Genomic DNA, 21,242 nt, shown 5'->3' with positions numbered 1-21,242 from the left:
CGCAGGCATGGAGGTCAGATGGGCGAGCGGTACGAGACGGGCGTCGTTGTCGTCGGCACCGGCTTCTCCGGGCTGGGCATGGCCATCCAGCTGAAGAAGGCGGGCCGCAGCGACTTCGTCGTGCTGGAGAAGGCGCAGGACGTCGGCGGCACCTGGCGGGACAACACGTATCCCGGGTGCGCCTGTGACATCCAGTCGCACATGTACTCCTTCTCGTTCGAGCAGAACCCGGACTGGACCCGGTCGTTCTCGCCGCAGCCGGAAATCTGGGATTACCTGCGTCGCGTTACCGAAAAGTACGACGTGCGCGAGCACATCCGGTTCGGTGTGGAGATGGTCGGCGCCCACTGGGACGCCGAGGAGAGCCGGTGGCATCTGTTGGCGCGCAACGGGGACGAGTACGTCGCCAAGTTCGTCGTGTCGGGTATAGGTGCGCTGCATATCCCGCGGATCCCGGAGTTGCCGGGGCTGCCGGACTTCAAGGGCAAGGCGTTCCACTCGGCCGACTGGGACCACGACTACGACCTGCGCGGCAAGCGGGTCGCGGTGATCGGCACCGGCGCGAGCTCGATCCAGTTCGTCCCGCGGATCGCGCCTCAGGTGGCCGAGCTGACGGTCTTCCAGCGCACGCCGCCGTGGATCATGCCGAAACCCGATCACGCGATGCCGGAGTGGAGCAAGCGGTTGTTCAGGCTGGTCCCGGGTGCGCAGCGGCTCTACCGCAACGCCATCTACTGGATGCTCGAAGCCAGGGCGATCGGGTTCAACGGTCGTCCCGGCGTGATGAAGGCGGGCGAGTTGATCGCGCGCAGGCACATGGCCCGGCAGGTCAAGGACCCCGCGTTGCGCCACAAACTCACGCCGGACTACACGATGGGGTGCAAACGCGTCCTGATCTCCAACGACTACTACCCGGCCCTGGCTCGCCAGAACGTCCACGTGGTGACCGAGGGTGTGACGCACGTGCGCGAGCACAGCGTGATCGCGGCGGACGGCACCGAACACGAGGTGGACGTGATCATCTTCGGGACCGGGTTCCACGTCACCGACGCGTTCGACGAGCTGGACGTCATCGGGCTCGACCACAAGAACCTGTCCAAGGAATGGCGGCAGCGCGGGATGCAGACCCACAAAGGCATCACCGTCTCCGGCTTCCCGAACCTGTTCTTCCTGCTCGGGCCGAACACCGGGCTCGGCCACAACTCGGTCGTCTTCATGATCGAGTCGCAGATCCGGTACGTCGCCGAAGCGATCGACCTGGTCGAACGCAGTGAAGCGAAGGCGTTGAACGTCCGGCCGGAGGTTCAGGACGACTTCAATGAGCGGGTCCAGCACAAACTCGTCAAAGGCGTCTGGACGCAGGGCGGATGCAAGAGCTGGTACCTCGACGCGGCCGGCGTGAACCGGACGGTGTGGCCGGGATTCACGTGGCGCTACTGGCTGGAGACCCGGAAGGTCGACCCGGCCGACTTCGAACTCATCAGGTGATGTGGTGACGACGTGAGCCGCGGGACACCAGGGAGGTGCCGCGGCTCACGCCGTGTCAGTCGTCGTTCTCGCTCTCGAAGTCACCGTTCACCTGGTGGTAGACGGGTGGCTCACTGGGCGTGCCACCGATCCGCCGCAGCAGGCTGATCAGGTCGACCGTGTCCAGGCCGCACAGTTCGGCCATCCGCTCGATCGCGGCGAAGTCGAGCTGGACCTCGGCGGCGCCCGCGGTGTGACCGGCTGGATGGTGGTCGAGTCTGTCGCGGGCCCAGCGGCGCAGCGGCAGCAGTTCGGGATGGTCGTCGCGGACGACCTGACGCAGGTCGATCCGGACCCGGCCGCGTGGCGAGTCGGTGAACACCCGCTCGTGCACGCGTGCGATCAACTCGTGGGGCAGCTCGTCCAGCGCCAGGCAGATCTCCACGAACCGGACCATCGAGCACTGCCGAGTGCCCAGTTCGTAGGTGGCCAACGTCTGCAGCGAGATGTCGCTCTGCAAGCGGCGGTTGAGCTGCTTGCGAGTCAGACCGCGCTTCTTGCGCAGTCTGCGGATCTCGTCCCCGAGCACCCGTTGGTACACAGCCACGTCGAACAACACACTGGAGGAACTCGCCGGTAGGCCCACTCTTACGCGAAAGTAGATTTTTCTTTCCGTGTTACTCCCAAAGAGTGAATCTCATTCAGCTAGTCCACCCGGCTAGTTCACGCAGGGGGCGCCGTTCGAGCCGATCCGCGGCGGCGGTTGCTGCTGCTGGGCGCGGGCCGTGCCCGGGTCGAGCTGCAGCATCGGCTGCGCGGCGAAGCCGTTGGTCGCCTGGTAGTCCTTGCCGAGGAAGACGACCACGTGGCCCTTGGCGACGTTCGCGTCCTGCTCCACGGTGTAGCCCCCGCCGAGCGCCTCCGCGACCTTGTCGGCGTTGGCTTTCTCCCCGCGTGCGTACCGGACCACGGTCTTGGTCCTGGCCGTCACGCTGGACGTGTCACCGGCGGTGAAGCCTTGGCCGGCGAGTGTCTCGGAGACCTGAGCGGCCAGGCCGGTCTTGCCGTTGCCGTTGCGGACGTCGACAGTGATCGCCTTGTTGCCCGCGTCGGTCGGCTGCCCGCCGCCCGACGACGGGGAGCCTGGTGGCGGCGCCGGCTCGCCGAGCAGGCCCTGCACGAACGCCTTGACCTCGGCCGGCTTGATCTCGATCGCGTCGCCGTCCTCCGGCGTCTTGAGGTCGGGACGGCCGGTCGGGATGGTCTTGAAGTCCAGCGCCCCGCCGGTCATGCCCTGCATCTGCTTGGCGAACTGGACGATGTTCCACTTCTGGTCCAGCACGACCGACTTCTTGATCGCCACGAGCAGCTTGTCCAGCTTGCTCTGGTCGGTCAGGGTGCCCGCGCTGAGCACCTTCGTGGCCATGCTCTTCATGAAGACCTGCTGGCGCACGATCCGGTCCAGGTCACCGTTGGGCAGGCCGTGCCGCTGGCGGACGAACTGCAGCGCCTGCACGCCGGACACTTCCTGCTCGCCTGCCGCGAACCGGGCGCCGGAGAAGCTGTCGTTGACCGACTTGACCAGGCAGATCGGCACGCCGCCGACCGCGTCGGTGATCTCGGAGAAGCCGAGCAGGTTGACCTCGGCGTAGTTGTCGATCTGCGCCCCGGTCAGGCCCTGGATGGTCTTGATCAGCTGTGCCGCGCCGGCCTGGTTGGACTTGACCTCCAGTTGGGCCTGGTTGGTCTCGCCGTCGGCTTTCAGCTTGCGCATCGCGTCGGCCTTGGCGCGGGCGTACGCCGAGTTGATCTTGTGCTTGCCGTAGCCGCCGGGGATGTCCACGTACGAGTCGCGCGGGATCGAGATGCCGACAGCCTTTTTGCCGTCGTTCGGGATCCGCATCAAGATCAGCGTGTCGGTGTTCAGCACGCCGTCTGCCTTGCCGCCGTTCAGCTTGGCCAGCAGTTCCTTCGACAGCGGGTTGCCCTGCGCGTCGACGCGGCTGTCCAGACCGACCAGCAGGATGTCCGTCGCGCCGTCTGCGGGCTTCGGTCCACCGGCGCCTTCGTCGAGGACGTTGGCCGTGGTGTAGCCGCCGACGATCTCGTTGTACTTGCCGTAGCCGTAACCGGTGGCGCTGAGGATGATCAAGGACACCACGGCGATGAGGACCTTGCCGCCGATCCGCTTCGGTCGTTCTGGCGCGACGGCTGGGCGTGGCCGTGAACGCTCACCGGAGCGCTCACGCGCCGGAGCGAAACGATCACGTGCCGGGTGGTCCCGGTTGTCTCTTTCACGCAGCGGCGTACGGGAGTCACGATCAGGCGGCGGCACTCGACGGCGCGGTGACGCACCCTGCTGACCACGCGGCGGTACCGGACGTCCTCCACGGCCCTGATCGCCTGCGCGGCCGCTCGACCTTGGCGGCCCGTACTCCAACTACCTCTCCTGTCAGCTCAGCTGTGCCCCATGTGTCCCAACTACCTATCGGACGCGCAGGGAGGGCATCCGGTTGTCGGTAGGGTGGCACACCGTCGTCGACATGGTGTCGACCACATCGTGGTACGGCGTGCCGCAGCCGGTTCACCAAGCCAGTTTCCCGGCCTGACCTGCGGCGATTCCACCGACAGCCCGGTGGCGCGATTTGTGCGCCACATCCATATGAGGCTACCCAGCGTTCACGACTGTCGCTTTGGTACGAATCCTGGTGACTGTGACGTGCCCCGCAATCGCGAGGGCCACGGCCACGGTCGCGCCGTGCACGACGGTGCCGAACGGGCTCCACGTCGACAGGATCGGCGGGACGCAGGCGGCCGCGGTGAGCAGCCACGGCCAAGTCCGGCCGGATTTGCCGGTGTGCACCACGTGCAGCAGGTATCCGCCGAGCATCAAGTGGATCAGGTTCGCCAGCGGGTCCAGCGCCATGCCCAGCAGCGCGGGCGCGCCGATGTGCCAAGTGACGCCGGTGACCGCGAACCCGAGCACCCCCAGGGTGGCGTAGCCGACGCCCAGGACGCACGCCAGCGCCTGGACACCGTTGACCGGGCCTGGCAGAGCGGCCACCGCGTGCGGCCGCCGCTCGTACCAGAAAAATGCGACGAGGATCGCGGCAGTGATCATCGAGACCGCCACCCAGGTGCGCGGCCGCGTGAACCAGTCGAGGCCGACGGAACTGGTCAGTCCGGCGTACAACAGCACGAGGCCGACGTACACGAGATAGACCGTCATCGGTCTCGACCGCAGGAAGCCGACGGTCCTGGCCGGGACCCAGTCGAAGGTCCGGACCGTGCAGGCCAGGCTGACCTGGGCGATACCGAGCAACGGCAGATAGCGCAGGAACACGAAGCCGGCAAGGGCGGCGACGGCCACACCGATCAGCGCAGGCCGGGGGACCTGGCGCAGCGGGCCGTCCTCCCAGTGAAACGCCAGCTGGCCGAATCCGAGAGCCAGCAGCAACCCGCTGACCAACAGGTACGCGTCGGTCGACCCGATGGCGTGCACCACGGTCGAGCCGACAAGGAAAGCCAGCGGGACGACTACCCCGAACCTGTCGTAAAGCCACTCCATGGCGGGGCACGCGGCGACCGTGATCAAGAAAATGCCGAGCACCCAGAGCGGCTCGAGCACCAGCGGACCCACCGACGCGATCGTGCCCTCGGGCGCGTCCAGCAATTCGAGGGTCAGCGGGATGAGCAACCACGCCAGCACGAAGGCGAACACCGGCCTGAGCAACGCGTGGATCCGGATCGCGAGGTACGCGCCGTAGTCGCCTTCGGAAGACCGCCAGGCCAGCACGTTCGCGTGCCCGCCCGCGAAGAACAACAACGGCGCGAGCTGCAATAACCAGAAGCCGCTGGCGTGCGTGAACGCGAGGACGGTCTCGCCGACCACGATCCCGGCCATGCTCAGCACCCGCAGCATCGACATGTAGTCCACGGGTGGCGCTTCCGGTGCGCCAGGGGCTGGACTGCGCCTTGACCACGGCGGCCTGCCGGCGAACAGGAAGATCACCACGAGCAAGCCAACGGCCCACGAGGAGATCGGTTCGGCCCGCGGCGGACCCCAGCGTTGGTGCCACGAGTTGACCACCAGGCCGACCGTGTACAGGTCGGCGACCATCTCGCAGAGGCCCGCCGAGTTCTTCGGGTTGAGCTCGCACTGCTTGTGCATGTCCCGCGACAGCTGGTCGTCCAGCCTGCGGCGAAGGTCCGCGGGCAGCGGGTGGCCCTTTTTCTCGGCGTACCGGAGCAGGTCGTAGCCCAGGTCGTGTGCCTTGCAACCGACGCTGTAATCCCAGCGGGTGTTCTCGTCACCCAGTGGCGTGGAACATCCGCCGTCCACGTGGACGGCGCGCATGGTCCCGTCCGGCGCGCGCAGCCGGCCAGGCACGACCTTCTCCACAGTGGAGAAATCGGCGGGCAGCAGGGCGATCGGGTCGACCCCGGACGCGGGATCCAGCAAGGCTTCGATCGTGCGCGCGGCGGCCGCGAAATCGCTGCCCGGCGGCACCTGCTCGGGCGGCGGGGCCGGACGCGACGCGACTATTCCAAATGTCAACGCCGCGATCGTGACCGCCAGCACCCCCAGCAACCTGCGCACACGCCGAAAGTACCGTCCGGCGTGCGATCTCGCGGTAAGGGTGGCCCGCTGGATCTGGTACGGCTAACCGGATTGTTCGGGCAGGATCAACGCTATGTCCTCCGGCCCGAACGAGTTGGGTGAGCTGCTCCGCGCGCACAGGGTCCGTGCTGGGCTGACCCAGCAGGAGCTCGCCGACCGGGCCGAAGTGAGCGTCCGCGCGGTGCGGTACATCGAGCAAGGCCGGGTCGCCAAGCCACGTCCCGCCTCCATGCGCAGGCTCGCCGAGGTCGTCGGGCTGGTCCTGGACGGGCGCACCGAACTGCGGATCGGCGTGCTCGGCCCGTTGAGCGTGCGTACGGGCGCGGGGCCGATCGACATCGGGCCGTCGATGCCGCGGTCGCTGCTGGCGTTGCTGGCACTGCAGCCCAACCGGGTCGTGACCCGCGAGGAGATCGTGGACGTCCTGTGGGGCGAGCACCCGCCCAAATCCTCGATGAACCTCGTTTATACATATGTAGCAAGACTTAGACGTTCGCTCGACCCGGCTCAGCCGATCGCCGCGGCACACGGCGGCTACCTGCTGAAAGTCGACGAGACCGGACTCGACGCCCTGCGGTTCGACGACCTGGCCAGGCGCGCGCGGGCGCTCGCGGCCGAGGATCCGCACACCGCCGAGGCGAACTTCGTGGAAGCGTTGCAGTGCTGGCGTGGCGGCGTGCTGTCGGACATGCCGGACCGGCTGCGGCAGCATCCGGCCGCCATGGCTCTCGCGCAGCGCCGCCTTGCCGCGGCTTTGAGCTACGCGGACCTGGCCATGGCTTTGGGCCAGCACGAGCAGGCCGCCGTCCAGCTGCAGCGGCTGACCGGTGAGGACCCGTTGCACGGCGGGTTGCACGAAGGCCTCAACGCCCGGCTGATGCTGGCCTTGGCTGGATCCGGGCAGCAGGCCGCCGCGCTGCGCCTGTTCGGCGAGGTGCGCGACCGGCTGGCCGATGAGCTCGGCGTCCGGCCGGGCATAGAGATGCGCGAGGCGCACCTGCGGATCCTGCAGCGGGAAGCGCCGACCGCCCCGGCGATGGCCCCTTCGACGGGCCGCAGCGTTCCGGCCCAGCTGCCGGCGGACGTCACGGGCTTCGCCGGTCGTGAGGCCCAAATCGAGGCCCTGGACGCGCTGGTCCCCGAGGGCAGCCAGGCCAGCGCCGTGGTCATCGTGACCATCGAAGGCATCGCGGGCGTCGGCAAAACCGCGCTGGCCGTGCACTGGGCGCACCGCGTCCGCGACCGGTACCCGGACGGCCAGTTGTACGTTGACCTGCGCGGTTACGCAGCTGGCGCACCTGTTCGGCCACTGGACGCGTTGTCCCGGTTCCTGCACGCGCTTGGCGTTCCCGCCGAGCAGGTCCCGATCGACGTCGAAGAGGGCATGGGCCTGTACCGGACGTTGCTGGCCAACCGGCGGGTCCTGATCGTGTTGGACAACGCCAGCGGCGTGGACCAGGTCCGGCCCCTGCTGCCCGGCAGTGCCGGGTGCCTGGTCCTGGTGACGAGCCGTGGCCGCCTCGGCGGGTTGTCCGCGCGGGAAGGCGCCTACCGGCTCGCCCTGGACGGCCTGCACCCGGACGAAGCCAAGGCCCTGCTGGCCCGCAGCATCGGCCAGGACCGGATGCGCGACGAATCGGCCTCGGTCGAGGACCTGCTGGAGGCCTGCGCGTACCTGCCGTTGGCCTTGCGCATCGCGGCGGCCAACATCACCTCCGGGCCGCACACCGAGATCGCCGCGTACACCGCGGACCTCCGGCGGCAGGGAAGGCTCGCTGGGCTGACCGTCGAAGGCGACGAGCAAGGCGCGGTCCAAGCCGCGTTCGACCTGTCCTACGCCCAGCTGGAACCCGACTCACAGAACCTGTTCCGCCTGCTCGGCCTGATCCCCGGCTCGGACTTCTCGGTGGACGCCGCGATCGCGGTGACCGGCGGAACCCCGGCCAAGGTGCGCCGTGGAATCGGCCACCTCGTCTCGGCGAACCTCGTACACCCCGAACCTGGCGACCGCTACGGACTGCACGACCTGCTGGCCGAATACGCGGGCCTACGGGCACGCGAGGATGACGCCTCGGCGGCACTGGTCCGCCTGCTCGACTTCTACCTGCATACCGCGCACGCAGCGACAAGCCTGCTGTTCCCGGACACCTCCCGGCTGCCGGTGCCCAAGATGGCGCACGGCGCGCACGTGGTCGTGCTGGCCGACGAGACCGAAGCGATCAGCTGGCTGGACGCCGAACGCCCGAACTTGATCGCGGCGGTGAACTGGGCCGCGGCGAACGGGCCACGCCGGTACGCCTGGCAGATCACCGACGTGCTGCGCGGGTACTTCATCAGCCGCGGCCACGGCGTCGACGGCCTGGAGATCTGCCAAGTCGCGCTGGAGGCGGCCAGGCAGGAAGGCGACCAATCAGCTGAGGCCTCGATGCTCGACATCCTTGGCCTCGTCTACTACAACCTCAGCGACTACCAGCGGGCGATCACGCACCACAACGATGCGCTGGCGCTCAACCGCCGGATCAGCAATCGGGCGGGCGAGGCGGCGTCGCTGCACAACCTCGGCCGCGTGCACTCCCAGTTGGGCAGGCCCGCCCAGGCAGCCAGCTACTACTCGCAAGCGCTGACCATCAACCGGGAGACAGGTAATCGTGTCGGCGAGGCGACCGGACTGAACTACATCGGCGTCGCACAACTGTCGCTCGGCCGCCCGGATCAAGCGCTGAGCTGGCACAAGCAGTCGATCACGTTGGCGCGCGAACTGGGCAACCGGTACGTGGAGGCGCGCGCGTTGAACGGCGCCGGGCTCGCCCATTGGGCTATGGGCGAGCTGGACAACTCCGTGCAGTGCCACTTGCGGGCGCTCGCGACGTGCCGTCAACTCGGTGACCGGCATGGCGAGGTGAGCACGATCATCTGCCTCGCCGAGACCCATTGCGACGCTGGTCGCTACCGCCGTGCGGTCGTCCTGGCGCGCACAGGGATCACACAAGGGCGGCAGCTGGGCGAGCGACGTCACGAGGTCAGCGGCCTGGACATCGTGGCGACCGCGCACATGCGCCGTGGCCACACGGACATCGCGTTGGGCCACTACCGGGATGCGCTGCAGCTGGCGAGGGACATCGAGTTCCGGTACGGCGAGACCTCGGTCCTGATCGGGATGTCCGCCGCGCTGCGCCGATCCGGACACGTCGCCGAGGCGCTCACGGCGGCACGGGACGCTCTCGCCGTCATGCGTGACTCGGGCATGCGGTTGCTTGAGGCCCGCGCGTTGACGGTCCTCGCGCTGGGCCACCTGGCTTTCAACGATTTCTCCCGGGCCTACGACCACGCCCAGCAGGCGTTGACCATTGCGCGAAAAACCGGCCAGCGACTGGTGGAGGCCTGGGCGCGCCAGGCCAAGAGCCTGGTCCTGCGCGGCCTTGGCGAGACCGGCGACGCGATGGTCGAGCGCGGTGCCGCGGAAGCGATTTTCACCGCGCTCGGGGTACCCCCGGCCGACGATCTCTGAGCAGATCCAGATCTCCTGGAGAAGCCCGGAGCGTATTACGACATACCCCCCGATGCCGTAATACGCCTTCCGGGCATCTGGAACGTTAGTCTTCGCCAGTGGATCTCCAGTGAAGATTCCCTATACTTCCGAACGCTGTTCAACGGCAACATTGCATCGGTATTGACCTGCGAAAATGCGGTTGATCTCAATCGGTGACCGGCAACTTTGAGCCGAAAATCGGCAGTTCGATTCACACTTCCGCGTTGTTCGGTGATAGGCGGGGCTCTACGGTAGGGCTGAACTCGTTGGCGCGTTTGGCGCAATGTCCAGACCGTTCGTCGCCGGTCACCCATTCGGGCCCAGGCCGGGTGTCGACACTGGACACATGAGGTTCTTGGACGGAAAAGCAGTGGTCATCACCGGGGCTGGGCGCGGCCTTGGGGAGGCGTTCGCACTGCACGCCGCCCATGCGGGGGCGGCGGTCGTGGTCAACGACATCGATGGTGACCTGGCGGAACGGACCGCGGAGAACATCCGCGCGCAGGGCGGCAAGGTGGTCGCCAGCGGCCACTCGGTGGCCGATCCGGCCCAGGCGCAGGCGATCATCGACTTGTGCGTCCGAGAATTCGGCGCGGTGCACGGCCTGATCAACAACGCTGGGCTCAACTACGAGGCACTCCCGTGGGACGAGGAAATCGACCAGATGAGGGAGCTGGTCGAAGTCAACGTCCTCGGGGTGATGTACATGGGTGTCGCAGCCGCGCGCCAGATGCGTGCACAAGGCGGCGGTTCGATCGTGAACGTCTCATCCGGAGCGCATCTGGGACAACGCAAGCTGGGTACGTATGCGGCATCCAAGGGTGCGGTCGCGTCACTGACGTACTCATGGGCACTGGACATGGAGGAGGCCGGAATCCGCGTCAACGCGTTGTGCCCGTTGGCGCACACCAGAATGGTGTGGAAATCGGAACGTTCCCTGCGGGCATGCCCGCCGGACCGCACAGCCAGCCGGATCGCTCCGGTCGCGCTGTTCCTGCTGTCCGACCGGGCGCACGGGATCACCGGCCAGGTGGTCCGCTGCAACGGCCCGCAGCTGCACATCGTCGGTCAGCCGTATTTCAAGGCGCCGATCCTGGAGCGGGACGTCTGGGACTCCGACGGCGTCGAGCACGCCTTCAACGAGGTTTTCCAGGCTCATCTGGAGCCGTATGGCCTGGAGAAGCGCCTCCCACCACGGCTACGCAAGTGGATCGTGCCCGCCACGGCGTCCTGAGAACGGCACGGGCGACGACGTCGTTCTGACGGAACGCCGGCGAGTTTGACGTGTGGGCGGGAAAGCCGCCACCGCGACGATGCTCGTCGGCGTACCGAGGGCGAAGCGCCGGGGATGGGCCCCGACCCGCGCTGTTGACGACACGCAGGTCGGTCGGCGTGACCAAGGCCGGTCTCGTGCCGCGGTCGCCCGTACAACGTGCGGGTTGCTTGGGCTGCTCGCGACAACGACGCCGTCCACTGTGTCCGCTCGGAGTGGACGGTCGAGGGCGGGCTGGTCCTTGATGTCCGGCACCGTCTTTCTTGGTCACCTGGACAAGCCAGCCTCGAATCAACTGTGGTCACCGAGTGGACACTGTCCACACTGGATCATGTCGCCCGCAGCACCGCTACCGGGCACTTCGCGTAGTGCAGGACCGCCTGACTGACCGAGCCGAGCAGCATCCGGCGCACCGCGCCGCGGCCATGGCTGCCCACGACGACCAGGTCCGCGTTCTGGCTCTGTTCCAGCAGGGCTTCGACCGGCTTGCTCATCGTGACGATGTGGCGCACCCGGACGTCCGGGTACTTGGCCGAATGCCCGGCCAGGTTCTCCGACAGCGCCAGCTTGGCCTGCTCGGTGATCTCGTCCCAGTTCACGTCCCACTCGCGGACCGGAGCGAGCGCGTCCAACGGCAGATCGCTCCACGCGTGCACGGCGACGAGCTCAGCGTCGTGCCGGGTCGCGTAGTCGTAGGCGAAATCGACCGCCCTGGAGCTGGTCGAGGATCCGTCCGCGCCGACCACGACCCTTCGATGGTGTGCGGGGTGGTCGGTTTCGCGGACCACCACGACCGGCGCGTCCACCGACCGGACCAGTTCCGCCGAGGTGGAGCCGAGCAGGACCTGGTGCACGGCGCCGTGTCCAGACGATCCCAGCACCAGCAAGTTCGCGTGCGCGCCCAGCCGGTTGAGCACGTCGACCGGCTCACCAGGGGTCAACTCGCCCTTGACCTCGTTGCCGCCGGCCAGCGGACGGCATTCCTCGACGAGGTCGTCGACCAACTTCTGGTACTCGGTCCGGAATGGGTCCTCCGACAGCACCAGGGCCTCGGTGCGCAACTGGGTCAGCTCGGTCAACGGCCAGCGGAACGCGTGCACGATCACCAGGCGCCTGCGCCGGGTCGCGGCCTCCCTGGCCGCCCAATGCGCGGCCCGCCGCGCGGCAGGGGAGCCGTCGTAGCCGACGACGACGGCGTCGTGCGCGGATTCGGACATCGCGTCTCCTTTGGTCTCGTGCGTCGCTCGTTCGGTGTTCCTTTCCGGTTGTCCGTGCCGCCGCGTGCGACAGTGACCCGGTGACACTCACTCTGGCCGCACTTGTCCGTGAGCGCGAATTCGGATTGCGTGTGCTGGCTGGGGAAGACGTCGTGAATCGCCCGATCGGTTGGGTGCACGTCAGCGAACTGGCCGACCCGGGTCCGTTTCTGCGTGCGGAAACGCTGCTGCTGACCACTGGCCTGCAAATGGGGCCACCTAGCGACTTCGTGTCACGGCTCAAACAGGCCGGAGTGGTCGGCATCGGGTTCGGCGTCGGACTGTCGCACGCGTCCGTCCCGGCCGGGCTGGTCAAGGCGTGCCAGAAGGCGGAGATGCCGCTGGTCGAAGTGCCGCTGGAAACCCGGTTCTCGGACATCACCAAGTTCGTCGCCGACGACATGGCGCGCACCGCGGTCCGTGAGGCGCGATCCACCGCCGAGATCGAACGCGCGCTGATCCGATGCCTGGCCGCGCCCGACGTTCCCGGCGAGATCGTCCGACGGCTCGCACGGTGGCTCAACGGCTGGGCCATGGTGGTTGACCAGGACTTTCGCCTCGTCGCTGCGGCTCCGGCCAAGGCGCGGCGGGAGCTGAAGCGGGTGCGGGCCGAGTTGGACCGGGTCACGCCGGCCGGGCGGTTCTCCATCTCGTGGTCGGCGGACAAGGTCCAGGCGTCGGTCCACCCAATCGAGCACATGGGCGGGTATCTGGCGGTCGGAACGCCGAAGTTGAGCGCGGACGGGCACAGCGTCATCGGCACGGCGCTGAGCCTTTTGGCGTTCCAGGCCGAGCAGACCACCGCGGTCCGGCGGGTTGAGCAAACCCTGCGGTCAGCGGCTGCGCGGTTTCTGGTCCGCGGGTGCAGCCAGGACGCGGTCGAGATCGGAGTCGCGCTGCCCAAACCGCCGGTCAGGGTGGCGCTGGTGGCTGGAGATGTTGCCGCTCAGCTGGAGCAGGCGATGCCTGAGGCGCTGTGCATTCCACGAGACGGCTATCTGGTGTGCGTTTTCGAGCGGTACGGGGTTCGCCAACTGGCTGAGGTGCTGGAAGGGCAGGGGCGGGCGGTCGTGAGTGACCCGGTGCCGCTGGATCGAACGTCGGAAGGGTTCGCGCAGGTGGCGAGTATGTCCGGTGCGCTGACGGAAGACGGTCCGGTGATCATCACCAACGCAGACCTTCTCGACAGCGGCTTGTTGTCGCATGTGGACACGCCAGGGATCCGCGCGTACGCGGACGCGTTGCTGGCGCCTTTGCGTGGCCACGACTCGTCCCTGGATCTGATGGGAACTTTGCGGACCTTCCTGGCGTGCGACGGGAACTGGACCGAGGCGAGCGCACGGCTGGCGATCCACCGGCAGACGCTGCGGTACCGGCTGCACAAGATCGAGGAACTTCTCGGCCGCAGCCTCGACGCGGTCGGCACCAGGGCCGAACTCTGGGTCGCACTACATTTGGACAACTGATACTACATTTGTACAACTGACGGATCCGCAGGTCAGCGGGTGTACTTCCGGTATGACCACCGGTACCTCGCAAGGCGTCGAGCAACGGCGCGTCCTGCGCACGGAGATCCCCGGCCCGCGCTCGCGTGAGCTGCACGCCCGCAAGGTGGCGGCGGTTGCGCCCGGCGTCGGTACGACCCTTCCCGCGTATGTCGTGCGGGCTGGCGGCGGCATCGTCGTGGACGTCGACGGCAACCAGCTGATCGACTTCGGTTCCGGCATCGCAGTGACGAACGTAGGCAACTCCGCGCCGCGAGTCGTCGACGCCGTCCGCGCTCAGGTGGCCGACTTCACGCACACCTGCTTCATGATCACGCCGTACGAGGGCTACGTCGCCGTGGCCGAGCGGCTGAACCAGCTCACACCCGGCCACCATGAGAAGCGCACAGCGCTGTTCAACTCCGGCGCCGAGGCCGTGGAGAACGCGGTGAAGATCGCGCGCCACCACACCGGCCGCTCGGCCGTCGTCGCGTTCGACCACGCGTATCACGGGCGCACCAACCTGACCATGGCGCTGACCGCGAAGAACATGCCCTACAAGCACCGGTTCGGGCCGTTCGCAGGTGACGTGCACCGGGTGCCGATGGCTTATCCGTACCGGTGGCCGTCCGGCAGCGCCACCTGCGCTGACGAGGCGTTTGAGGCGTTTACGACCACAGTCCGCGTGCAGGTCGGGTCGGACAACATCGCCGCGGTCATCGTCGAGCCGATCCAGGGCGAAGGCGGATTCATCGTGCCTGCACCGGGATTCCTGCACCGAGTCGCGCAGTGGTGCGCGGCCGAGGGGATCCTGCTGATCGTCGACGAGATCCAGACCGGTTTCTGCCGGACCGGCGACTGGTTCGCCTCGACTCACGAGGGCATCGTGCCCGACCTGATCACCACCGCGAAGGGCATCGCGGGCGGCCTGCCACTGGCCACGGTCACCGGTCGCGCCGAGATCATGGATTCGGTGCACGTCGGCGGACTCGGCGGGACGTACGGCGGCAACCCGATCGCGTGCGCCGCGGCCCTCGCAGCGATCGACACCATGCAGGCCGAGGACCTGTGCGGCGCTGCGCGGCAGATCGAATCGACCATGCGGCCGAGGCTGGAGGCCCTGGCTGCGAAATTCGGCCAGGTCGGCGAAGTCCGTGGCCGGGGCGCCATGTTGGCCGTCGAATTCGCCGAACCCACACCGGTTTTGGCCGGTGCCGTGTCCGCGGCTTGCCACCGAGCCGGGCTGATCACGTTGACGGCTGGCACCTTAGGCAACGTCCTGCGGTTCCTGCCACCGCTGGTCATCGGTGCCGACCTGCTCACCGAAGGCCTGGACATCCTCGACGCGGCTTTCCAGGAGGTCCTGTCATGAAGACCGAACTGTTCATCGACGGCAAGTGGGTACCGGGTTCCGAAGGGAGTTTCCCGGTCCTCGATCCGTCGTCCGCCGAGACCATCACTTCGGTCGCTCGCGCCGGTCTCGACAATCTTGACGCGGCCATAACCGCAGCTCACGCCGCGTGGCCGTCCTGGGCGGCCACCCCGCCGCGTCAGCGAAGCGAGATCCTGCGCCGGGCCTTCGAGGCAATGATCGCGCGCCGCGAGGAGATCGCCGCGTTGATCACGCTCGAGATGGGCAAATCACTGGCCGACGCGACTGCCGAGGTGACCTACGCCGCCGAGTACTTCCGGTGGTTCGCCGAGGAAGCCGTCCGGATCGGCGGCGAACTGCGGACCGCGCCGGGCGGTGCGAACCGGATTTTGACGTTCCAACGGCCGGTCGGCGTGTCACTCCTGCTGACCCCATGGAACTTCCCGGCGGCCATGGCCACTCGCAAGGTCGGGCCCGCGCTCGCGGCCGGATGTACCGCAGTGCTCAAGCCAGCCGAGGACACTCCGCTGACGGCTCTGTTGCTGGCCGATTTGCTCGCCGAAGCAGGCCTGCCCAACGGCGTGCTCAACGTCCTGACCACCGACAAGCCAGGGGACCTTGTAGCGGAGGCGCTCAGGGACGAGCGGATCCGTAAGCTGTCCTTCACAGGGTCGACCCAGGTGGGACGGCTTCTGCTGGCCCAGGCGGCGGGCCACATCGTCAAGTCCTCCATGGAACTCGGTGGCAACGCGCCGTTCGTGGTGCTCGAGGACGCGGATCTCGACGCGGCCGTCGAAGGTGCGATGGTGGCCAAAATGCGTAACCACGGCCAGGCATGCACAGCGGCTAATCGGTTTCTCGTACATGAATCTGTCGCAGAAGAGTTCACCACGAAGCTCGTTTCTGCTATGCGCGCGATGCCGTCCGCTCCCTTGATCAACGAGCGTGCCGTGACAAACGTCGAAGCGAAGGTGGAAATATCCGGCGGCACAGTCCTGCTCGGCGGAAAGCGAACTGGCCAACCTGGATTCCACTATCCGCCAACGGTCGTAACCGACGTTCCGCGCGACTCCGTTCTGGCCCGGGAGGAGATTTTCGGGCCGGTGGCGCCGATCTTCACCATCCAGGACGACACGGACGCGGTCACCTTCGCCAACGCGACCGAGATGGGCCTCGTCGCCTACGTGTACACCGCTGACCTGGGCAGGGGTTTCCGGCTGTCGGAACAGTTGGAGGCAGGCATGGTGGGCCTCAACCGCGGCCTGGTGTCCGATCCGGCCGCGCCGTTCGGCGGCGTCAAAGAGTCCGGGCTTGGCCGGGAAGGCGGCTTCGAGGGCATCGGCGAATACCTGGAAACCACCTACGTGGCTACGTCCTGGTAACACAACCGGGATCAACATCCGAAGAAAGTCGGGTTGACCGGCCCGAATCCGCTCTGGTGTAGTCGATTCGCGTTCACCTCCCTGCACTTTGAGTGGACTTCGGAAGGACTGATCCGTTGAGCACCAACACGTGGTTCAGCGCGCTCAAAAAATCGGCGGTTGCCATTGTCGGCGCCGCCACCATGCTCAGCCTCGCCTCGCCGGCCGCGGCGGCTCAGCCGCAGCCGGACGGCGAGGTCGGCGTCCAGGTCATCGGCGGAACGAGGGCAGCCAAGGGCGAGTTCCCCTGGATGGTCCGCCTGTCCATGGGCTGCGGTGGCGCGCTGTACGCGCCACAGATCGTTTTGACCGCGGCGCACTGCGTCGGCCGGACCGGCAACAACACCAGCATCACGGCCACGATCGGCGTCGTGGACCTGCAGGACACGACCGCGACGAAGATCCGGTCGACCTACGTGCACCGGTCCCCGACGTACGGCACGTCCACCGGCGGTGACTGGGCGCTGATCAAGCTGGCCAGCCCGGTCACCAACGTGAAGCCGCTGAAGATCGCCACCACCAAGGAGTTCGACACCGGCACGTTCGACATCGCCGGCTGGGGCGACACGCGTGAGGGTGCCAACACCGGCAGCCGGTACCTGCTGAAGGCCAAGGTGCCATTCGTCCCCGACACCACCTGCAAGGGCATCGGCGGTTACTACGCCAGTCTGATCCCGGCCGCCGAGATCTGCGCGGGTGACCTCGCCAACGGCGGCATCGACACCTGCCAGGGCGACTCTGGTGGCCCGATGTTCCGCAAGGACAACGCGGGCGAGTGGATCGAGGTCGGCATCGTCAGCCACGGCAACGGCTGCGCCAGGCGCAACGCGCCGGGCGTCTACACCGAGGTGAGCACCTTCGCCTCGGCCATCGCGGCCGCCGCGGCCCGGATATAGCGTAAAACCCCAGGCCCTCGTGGGTGGCTCGCTCGATGAGCCACTTACGAGGGCTTTGGCCTGAGCTCGTCCAGGATGAACATCGTGTGCGTGGCCATGACCTCGGGCATGGACTGCAATCTGTCCAGCACGACGTCGCGCAGCGCGTCGCTGTCGGTGGTCCGCACGAGCAGCAGGCCGTCGTACCCGCCGGACACCATCGCCGCGTGTTCGACCTCCGGCATGTCGGCCAGGCGCTGAGTGAACTCGCGCCACGACCGCTGGCGCAATTTGACAGCCAGGTACGCCGAAACCGTGTAACCGTACCGGTGCGGATCGATCGTCGCGTGGTAGCCGGTGATCACGCCGGACGAGGTGAGTTTCTCGATCCGGGCGTAGGCGTTGGCGCGCGAGACGTTGACCTGTTCGGCCAGCTTACGCACTGAGATTCGGCCATCCGCCCGCAACAGTTCGACAATCTTGCGGTCGACCTCATCCAGGACCGGCGCCATCCGTCCATCGGGCTCCCGCTGGCCGGACATCTGATGGGACATCCGGACCTCCCGTCGCCGTCGCGTGGACAAGTCGTCTCGGTCTCGGCCGCTAGCGTGGACAACTGTCACGATACCAACTGACCATTCGGTCATGAAGTCGATCGAGGCGAGCCCCGAGCTCATGCTGCCGGGCCGGAAACCCATCCAGCTGGTCGACGAGAACGGGTCGGCCGTCGGAGACCTGCCGGACGAGCGCGTGTTGCGATCTCTGCACCGCGCCATGGTGCTGGGCAGGCGGTTCAACAGGCAGGCCACCGCACTGACCAAACAGGGCCGCCTCGCGGTCTATCCATCCTCGGTGGGCCAGGAGGCCTGCGAAGTGGGCGCGACCCTGGCACTCGAGGACAACGACTGGCTGTTCCCGACGTACCGCGACACCGTCGCCGTTGTCACGCGCGGGGTTCCTGCCGTCGAGACGCTCACGTTGCTTCGCGGCAACTGGCATTCGGGTTACGACCCGTACGCGCATCGTGTCGCTCCGTTGTGCACGCCATTGTCGACGAACGGGCCACACGCGGTGGGCCTGGCGCACGCGGCGCGCCTGCGCGGCGATTCGCTGGCAGTCCTCGTGTTCATGGGCGACGGCGCCACCAGCGAAGGCGACGCGCATGAGGCGTTCAACTTTGCGGCCGTGTTCAACGCGCCGGTCGTTTTCTTCATCCAGAACAACCAATGGGCCATCAGCGTCCCGTTGTCCAAGCAGTCCAAGGCTCCGACGTTGGCCCACAAGGCGATCGGCTACGGAATGCCGGGCTACCAAGTCGACGGCAACGACGCGGCGGCCGTCTACACCGTGGTCTCCGAAGCACTGGCCAGGGCACGCTCCGGTGGTGGACCGTCCATTGTGGAAGGGCTGACGTACCGGGTCGAGCCGCACACCAACTCCGACGACACCAACCGCTACCGCGACCCGAGCGACGCCGAGCCGTGGCGCGCGGCGGACCCGATCATCCGGTTCAACCGCTTGCTTGGTGTGGACGAGTCGGCGTACGCCGAGGAAGCCGACCGGATGATGGCCGAGCTGCGCGCCGAGATGAACCAGGACGCGCACGTCGACCCGGACGAGCTGTTCGACCACGTCTACGCCGTGCCGACGCCGCGGCTGCGCGCGCAGCGCGACGCGTTGCGGGCAGAGCTCGCGGCGGACCGGGGTGAGGCGTGATGGCTCAGATCAACATGGCGCAAGCGTTGAACCGTGCGCTGCGCGACGCGATGGCCGAGGACCCGAACGTCGTGGTGTTCGGCGAGGACGTCGGGCCGTACGGCGGCGTGTTCACGGTGACCGAAGGCCTCACCGCGCAGTTCGGCGAAGACCGTTGCTTCGACTCGCCGCTCGCGGAATCGGGAATCGTGGGCACCGCGGTCGGCATGGCGATGTACGGGATGCGCCCGGTCGTCGAGATGCAGTTCGACGCGTTCGCCTACCCGGCGTTCGAGCAGATCACGTCGCATGTGGCCAAAATGCGCAACCGCACGCGCGGCAAGGTCGCGCTGCCTATGGTCATCCGCATTCCATACGGTGGCGGCATCGGCGGCGTCGAGCACCACGGCGATTCGTCCGAGGCGTACTACACGCACACGCCAGGGCTGACGGTGATCACTCCGGGCACGACGGCCGACGCGTACTCGCTGCTGCGGGCCGCGATCGAGAGCCCGGATCCGGTGATCTTCATGGAGCCGAAGTCCCGGTACTGGACCCGCGCCGACCTCGACCTGCCCGCACGCACCGACCCGATGAACCGCGCGGTGGTCCGCCGGACGGGCCAGGACGTCACGCTGATCTCGTACGGCTCCACCGTGCAGACCTGCATCGAGACCGCCGAGGCAGCCAAGGAAGAAGGCTGGGACGTCGAGGTCATCGACCTGCGGTCGCTCACGCCACTGGACGAGGACACCGTCTGCGCTTCGGTCCGCAAGACCGGACGGGCCGTTGTCGTCCACGAGTCGTCGGTGTTCTCGGGATACGGCGCCGAAGTTGTCGCGACCGTGAGCGAGAAGTGTTTCCACTGGCTGGAGGCCCCGGTGCTGCGGGTTGGCGGTTTTGACGTGCCATACCCGCCGAAGGACCTTGAGGAGCACCAGCTCCCGCACCCGGACCGGATCCTGGACACGATCGCCCGCCTGCAGTGGGAGGACCAGTGAACGTCCGCGAGTTCACCCTGCCCGACCTCGGTGAGGGCCTGGTCGACGCGGAGATCGTGCGGTGGCTGGTCGCGGTCGGAGACGCGGTCGAGGTGGACCAGCCCGTCGTCGAGGTCGAGACCGCCAAGGCCGCGATCGAGGTGCCGGTTCCGTACGCCGGTGTCGTGACCGCGCTGCACGGCGAGGCAGGCTCGACGATCAACGTCGGTGCACCTTTGTTGTCGGTCGCGTCGGCCGGGTTGTCCGAGCCGGGCGTGGAAACGAGCCCCAACCTCGTGGGTTCTGGAGTCACCAAGCGGGCCCGTCGTCAGGGGCGCCGCCGGGCGTTGGCGGCCGTCAACGGCGTGGCTCCTCAGATGAGCCAGGTGGCCGTCGAGCCTGAGAAGACGGGGCCGGTCGCGGTGATCTCTCCGGTGGTCCGCAAGCTCGCCAAGGAGAACCACGTCGACCTGCGGGCCCTGGCCGGGAGCGGCCCGGACGGCCTCGTGCTGCGCAAGGACGTGGTGGCTGCGATCGAGGGCCAGGCCGGAATTCCCGTCCAGGACAACAAGGTGACGCGGATCCCCCTGCGCGGTGTCCGGGGCGTGGTGGCCGAGCGGCTGAGCCGGTCACGCCGCGAGATCCCCGAAGCGACCGTGTGGGTGGACGTCGATGCCACCGGCCTGCTCGCGGCACGCCAGGAGATCAACAGCGTCGACCCGGCCCGTCCGGTGAGCCTGCTCGCACTGATCGCCCGGTTCTGCGTGCTGGGCCTCCGGCGATTCCCGGCGCTGAACTCCACTGTGGACACCGAGCGCGGCGAGATCGTGATCTCCGACGCGGTGCATCTCGGATTCGCCGCGCAGACTCCCCGCGGCCTGGTCGTTCCCGTGGTCAAGGACGCGCAGGACCTGACCACCCGGGAGCTGGCCGCTCAATTGGGCCAGCTGACCGAGCAGGCCCGGGAAGGCACATTGCCACCGGCCAAGATGACCGGCGGCACGTTCACCGTGAACAACTACGGCGTGTTCGGTGTGGACGGTTCGGCCGCGATCATCAACCACCCCGAGGCCGCGATCGTCGGCATCGGCCGGATCATCGACCGGCCGTGGGCGGTCGACGGGCAGCTCGCGGTCCGCAAGGTCGCCGAGTTGACGCTCGCATTCGACCACCGTGTTTGCGACGGCGAGGTCGCGGGTGGCTTCCTGAGGTTCGTGGCCGACTGCGTCGAGCATCCGACAGCGCTGCTCGGCGACATGTGATGGCGCG

The 21,242-nt window shown here is 67.6% G+C and carries 15 protein-coding genes; 10 read left to right on the top strand and 5 right to left on the bottom strand.

Annotation, left to right across the window (positions count from 1 at the left end; translation table 11 throughout):
* Nucleotides 1-18: 18 nt before the first annotated feature.
* The gene (locus B9C43_RS41280; RefSeq protein ID WP_084432895.1) at nt 19-1,488 is read left to right on the top strand and encodes a flavin-containing monooxygenase; all 1,470 of its coding nucleotides are present in this window, start codon (nt 19-21) and stop codon (nt 1,486-1,488) included.
* A 55-nt stretch (nt 1,489-1,543) separates the two neighbouring features.
* Here B9C43_RS41280 and B9C43_RS41275 read toward each other — a convergent pair whose 3' ends face one another.
* From B9C43_RS41275 to B9C43_RS41265, 3 genes are all read right to left on the bottom strand, one after another.
* Complete coding sequence (locus tag B9C43_RS41275) at nt 1,544-2,086, bottom strand: helix-turn-helix transcriptional regulator (protein ID WP_143446958.1); 543 nt, start codon at nt 2,084-2,086, stop codon at nt 1,544-1,546.
* Between the two features lie 99 nt (nt 2,087-2,185).
* Nucleotides 2,186-3,802, bottom strand: coding sequence for an LCP family protein (locus B9C43_RS41270; protein WP_235039147.1), 1,617 nt, complete (start codon nt 3,800-3,802; stop codon nt 2,186-2,188).
* A 333-nt stretch (nt 3,803-4,135) separates the two neighbouring features.
* Complete coding sequence (locus B9C43_RS41265; RefSeq protein ID WP_143446957.1) at nt 4,136-6,067, bottom strand: phospholipase A2; 1,932 nt, start codon at nt 6,065-6,067, stop codon at nt 4,136-4,138.
* 94 nt (nt 6,068-6,161) lie between these two features.
* Here B9C43_RS41265 and B9C43_RS41260 point away from each other — a divergent pair, with 94 nt between their 5' ends.
* Nucleotides 6,162-9,596, top strand: coding sequence for a tetratricopeptide repeat protein (locus B9C43_RS41260; protein WP_084432893.1), 3,435 nt, complete (start codon nt 6,162-6,164; stop codon nt 9,594-9,596).
* Nucleotides 9,597-9,963: 367 nt separating this feature from the next.
* The gene (locus B9C43_RS41255) at nt 9,964-10,851 is read left to right on the top strand and encodes an SDR family NAD(P)-dependent oxidoreductase (RefSeq protein ID WP_084432892.1); all 888 of its coding nucleotides are present in this window, start codon (nt 9,964-9,966) and stop codon (nt 10,849-10,851) included.
* Nucleotides 10,852-11,219: 368 nt separating this feature from the next.
* Here B9C43_RS41255 and B9C43_RS41250 read toward each other — a convergent pair whose 3' ends face one another.
* A complete protein-coding gene (locus B9C43_RS41250; RefSeq protein ID WP_084432891.1) occupies nt 11,220-12,107 on the bottom strand; it encodes a universal stress protein in 888 nt (295 codons plus the stop codon).
* 80 nt (nt 12,108-12,187) lie between these two features.
* On the opposite strand from B9C43_RS41250, the gene B9C43_RS56065 reads away from it, so the two are divergent.
* The 4 genes from B9C43_RS56065 (at nt 12,188) to B9C43_RS41225 (ending at nt 17,319) form a co-directional block, all read left to right on the top strand.
* Nucleotides 12,188-13,612 carry a PucR family transcriptional regulator gene (locus tag B9C43_RS56065; protein WP_160097058.1) on the top strand — a complete coding sequence of 475 codons (1,425 nt, stop codon included), beginning with the start codon at nt 12,188-12,190 and terminating at the stop codon, nt 13,610-13,612.
* A gap of 52 nt (nt 13,613-13,664) precedes the next feature.
* Complete coding sequence (gabT, locus tag B9C43_RS41235) at nt 13,665-15,002, top strand: 4-aminobutyrate--2-oxoglutarate transaminase (protein ID WP_084432889.1); 1,338 nt, start codon at nt 13,665-13,667, stop codon at nt 15,000-15,002.
* The gene (locus tag B9C43_RS41230) at nt 14,999-16,384 is read left to right on the top strand and encodes an NAD-dependent succinate-semialdehyde dehydrogenase (protein WP_084432888.1); all 1,386 of its coding nucleotides are present in this window, start codon (nt 14,999-15,001) and stop codon (nt 16,382-16,384) included. Before gabT ends, B9C43_RS41230 begins: the two co-directional genes overlap by 4 nt.
* A gap of 116 nt (nt 16,385-16,500) precedes the next feature.
* Nucleotides 16,501-17,319 (top strand): S1 family peptidase, encoded by an 819-nt coding sequence (locus B9C43_RS41225; protein ID WP_380144393.1) that lies wholly within the window; start codon nt 16,501-16,503, stop codon nt 17,317-17,319.
* 44 nt (nt 17,320-17,363) lie between these two features.
* Here the strand turns inward: B9C43_RS41225 and B9C43_RS41220 are convergent, their stop codons facing one another.
* Nucleotides 17,364-17,852 (bottom strand): Lrp/AsnC family transcriptional regulator, encoded by a 489-nt coding sequence (locus tag B9C43_RS41220; protein ID WP_235039146.1) that lies wholly within the window; start codon nt 17,850-17,852, stop codon nt 17,364-17,366.
* A gap of 91 nt (nt 17,853-17,943) precedes the next feature.
* Here B9C43_RS41220 and B9C43_RS41215 point away from each other — a divergent pair, with 91 nt between their 5' ends.
* Genes B9C43_RS41215 through B9C43_RS41205 form a run of 3 tightly spaced genes read left to right on the top strand, consistent with a single transcriptional unit; the run spans nt 17,944 to nt 21,235 of the window.
* Entirely contained in the window at nt 17,944-19,014 is a 1,071-nt protein-coding gene (locus tag B9C43_RS41215; RefSeq protein WP_084432887.1) for a thiamine pyrophosphate-dependent dehydrogenase E1 component subunit alpha, read from the top strand.
* Complete coding sequence (locus B9C43_RS41210; protein ID WP_084432886.1) at nt 19,014-19,994, top strand: alpha-ketoacid dehydrogenase subunit beta; 981 nt, start codon at nt 19,014-19,016, stop codon at nt 19,992-19,994. Before B9C43_RS41215 ends, B9C43_RS41210 begins: the two co-directional genes overlap by 1 nt.
* Complete coding sequence (locus B9C43_RS41205) at nt 19,991-21,235, top strand: dihydrolipoamide acetyltransferase family protein (protein WP_084432885.1); 1,245 nt, start codon at nt 19,991-19,993, stop codon at nt 21,233-21,235. The genes B9C43_RS41210 and B9C43_RS41205 overlap by 4 nt, the downstream gene beginning before the upstream one ends.
* The last annotated feature ends 7 nt before the right edge of the window (nt 21,236-21,242 follow it).

The organism is Kibdelosporangium aridum (assembly GCF_900176515.1).
In the GTDB taxonomy this organism is placed as follows: domain Bacteria; phylum Actinomycetota; class Actinomycetes; order Mycobacteriales; family Pseudonocardiaceae; genus Kibdelosporangium; species Kibdelosporangium aridum.
Note: the sequence above shows the minus strand (reverse complement) of the source record. Positions and strands in the feature narration are given on the sequence as shown.

What these genes read in the sequence shown, in the direction of transcription:
- B9C43_RS41250 (WP_084432891.1), bottom strand. Translation starts at nt 12,107, where the DNA reads ATGTCCGAATCCGCGCACGACGCCGTCGTCGTCGGCTACGACGGCTCC.
- B9C43_RS41210 (WP_084432886.1), top strand. Translation starts at nt 19,014, where the DNA reads ATGGCTCAGATCAACATGGCGCAAGCGTTGAACCGTGCGCTGCGCGAC.
- B9C43_RS41255 (WP_084432892.1), top strand. Translation starts at nt 9,964, where the DNA reads ATGAGGTTCTTGGACGGAAAAGCAGTGGTCATCACCGGGGCTGGGCGC.
- B9C43_RS41260 (WP_084432893.1), top strand. Translation starts at nt 6,162, where the DNA reads ATGTCCTCCGGCCCGAACGAGTTGGGTGAGCTGCTCCGCGCGCACAGG.
- B9C43_RS41220 (WP_235039146.1), bottom strand. Translation starts at nt 17,852, where the DNA reads ATGTCCCATCAGATGTCCGGCCAGCGGGAGCCCGATGGACGGATGGCG.
- B9C43_RS41280 (WP_084432895.1), top strand. Translation starts at nt 19, where the DNA reads ATGGGCGAGCGGTACGAGACGGGCGTCGTTGTCGTCGGCACCGGCTTC.
- B9C43_RS41215 (WP_084432887.1), top strand. Translation starts at nt 17,944, where the DNA reads ATGAAGTCGATCGAGGCGAGCCCCGAGCTCATGCTGCCGGGCCGGAAA.
- gabT (WP_084432889.1), top strand. Translation starts at nt 13,665, where the DNA reads ATGACCACCGGTACCTCGCAAGGCGTCGAGCAACGGCGCGTCCTGCGC.
- B9C43_RS41230 (WP_084432888.1), top strand. Translation starts at nt 14,999, where the DNA reads ATGAAGACCGAACTGTTCATCGACGGCAAGTGGGTACCGGGTTCCGAA.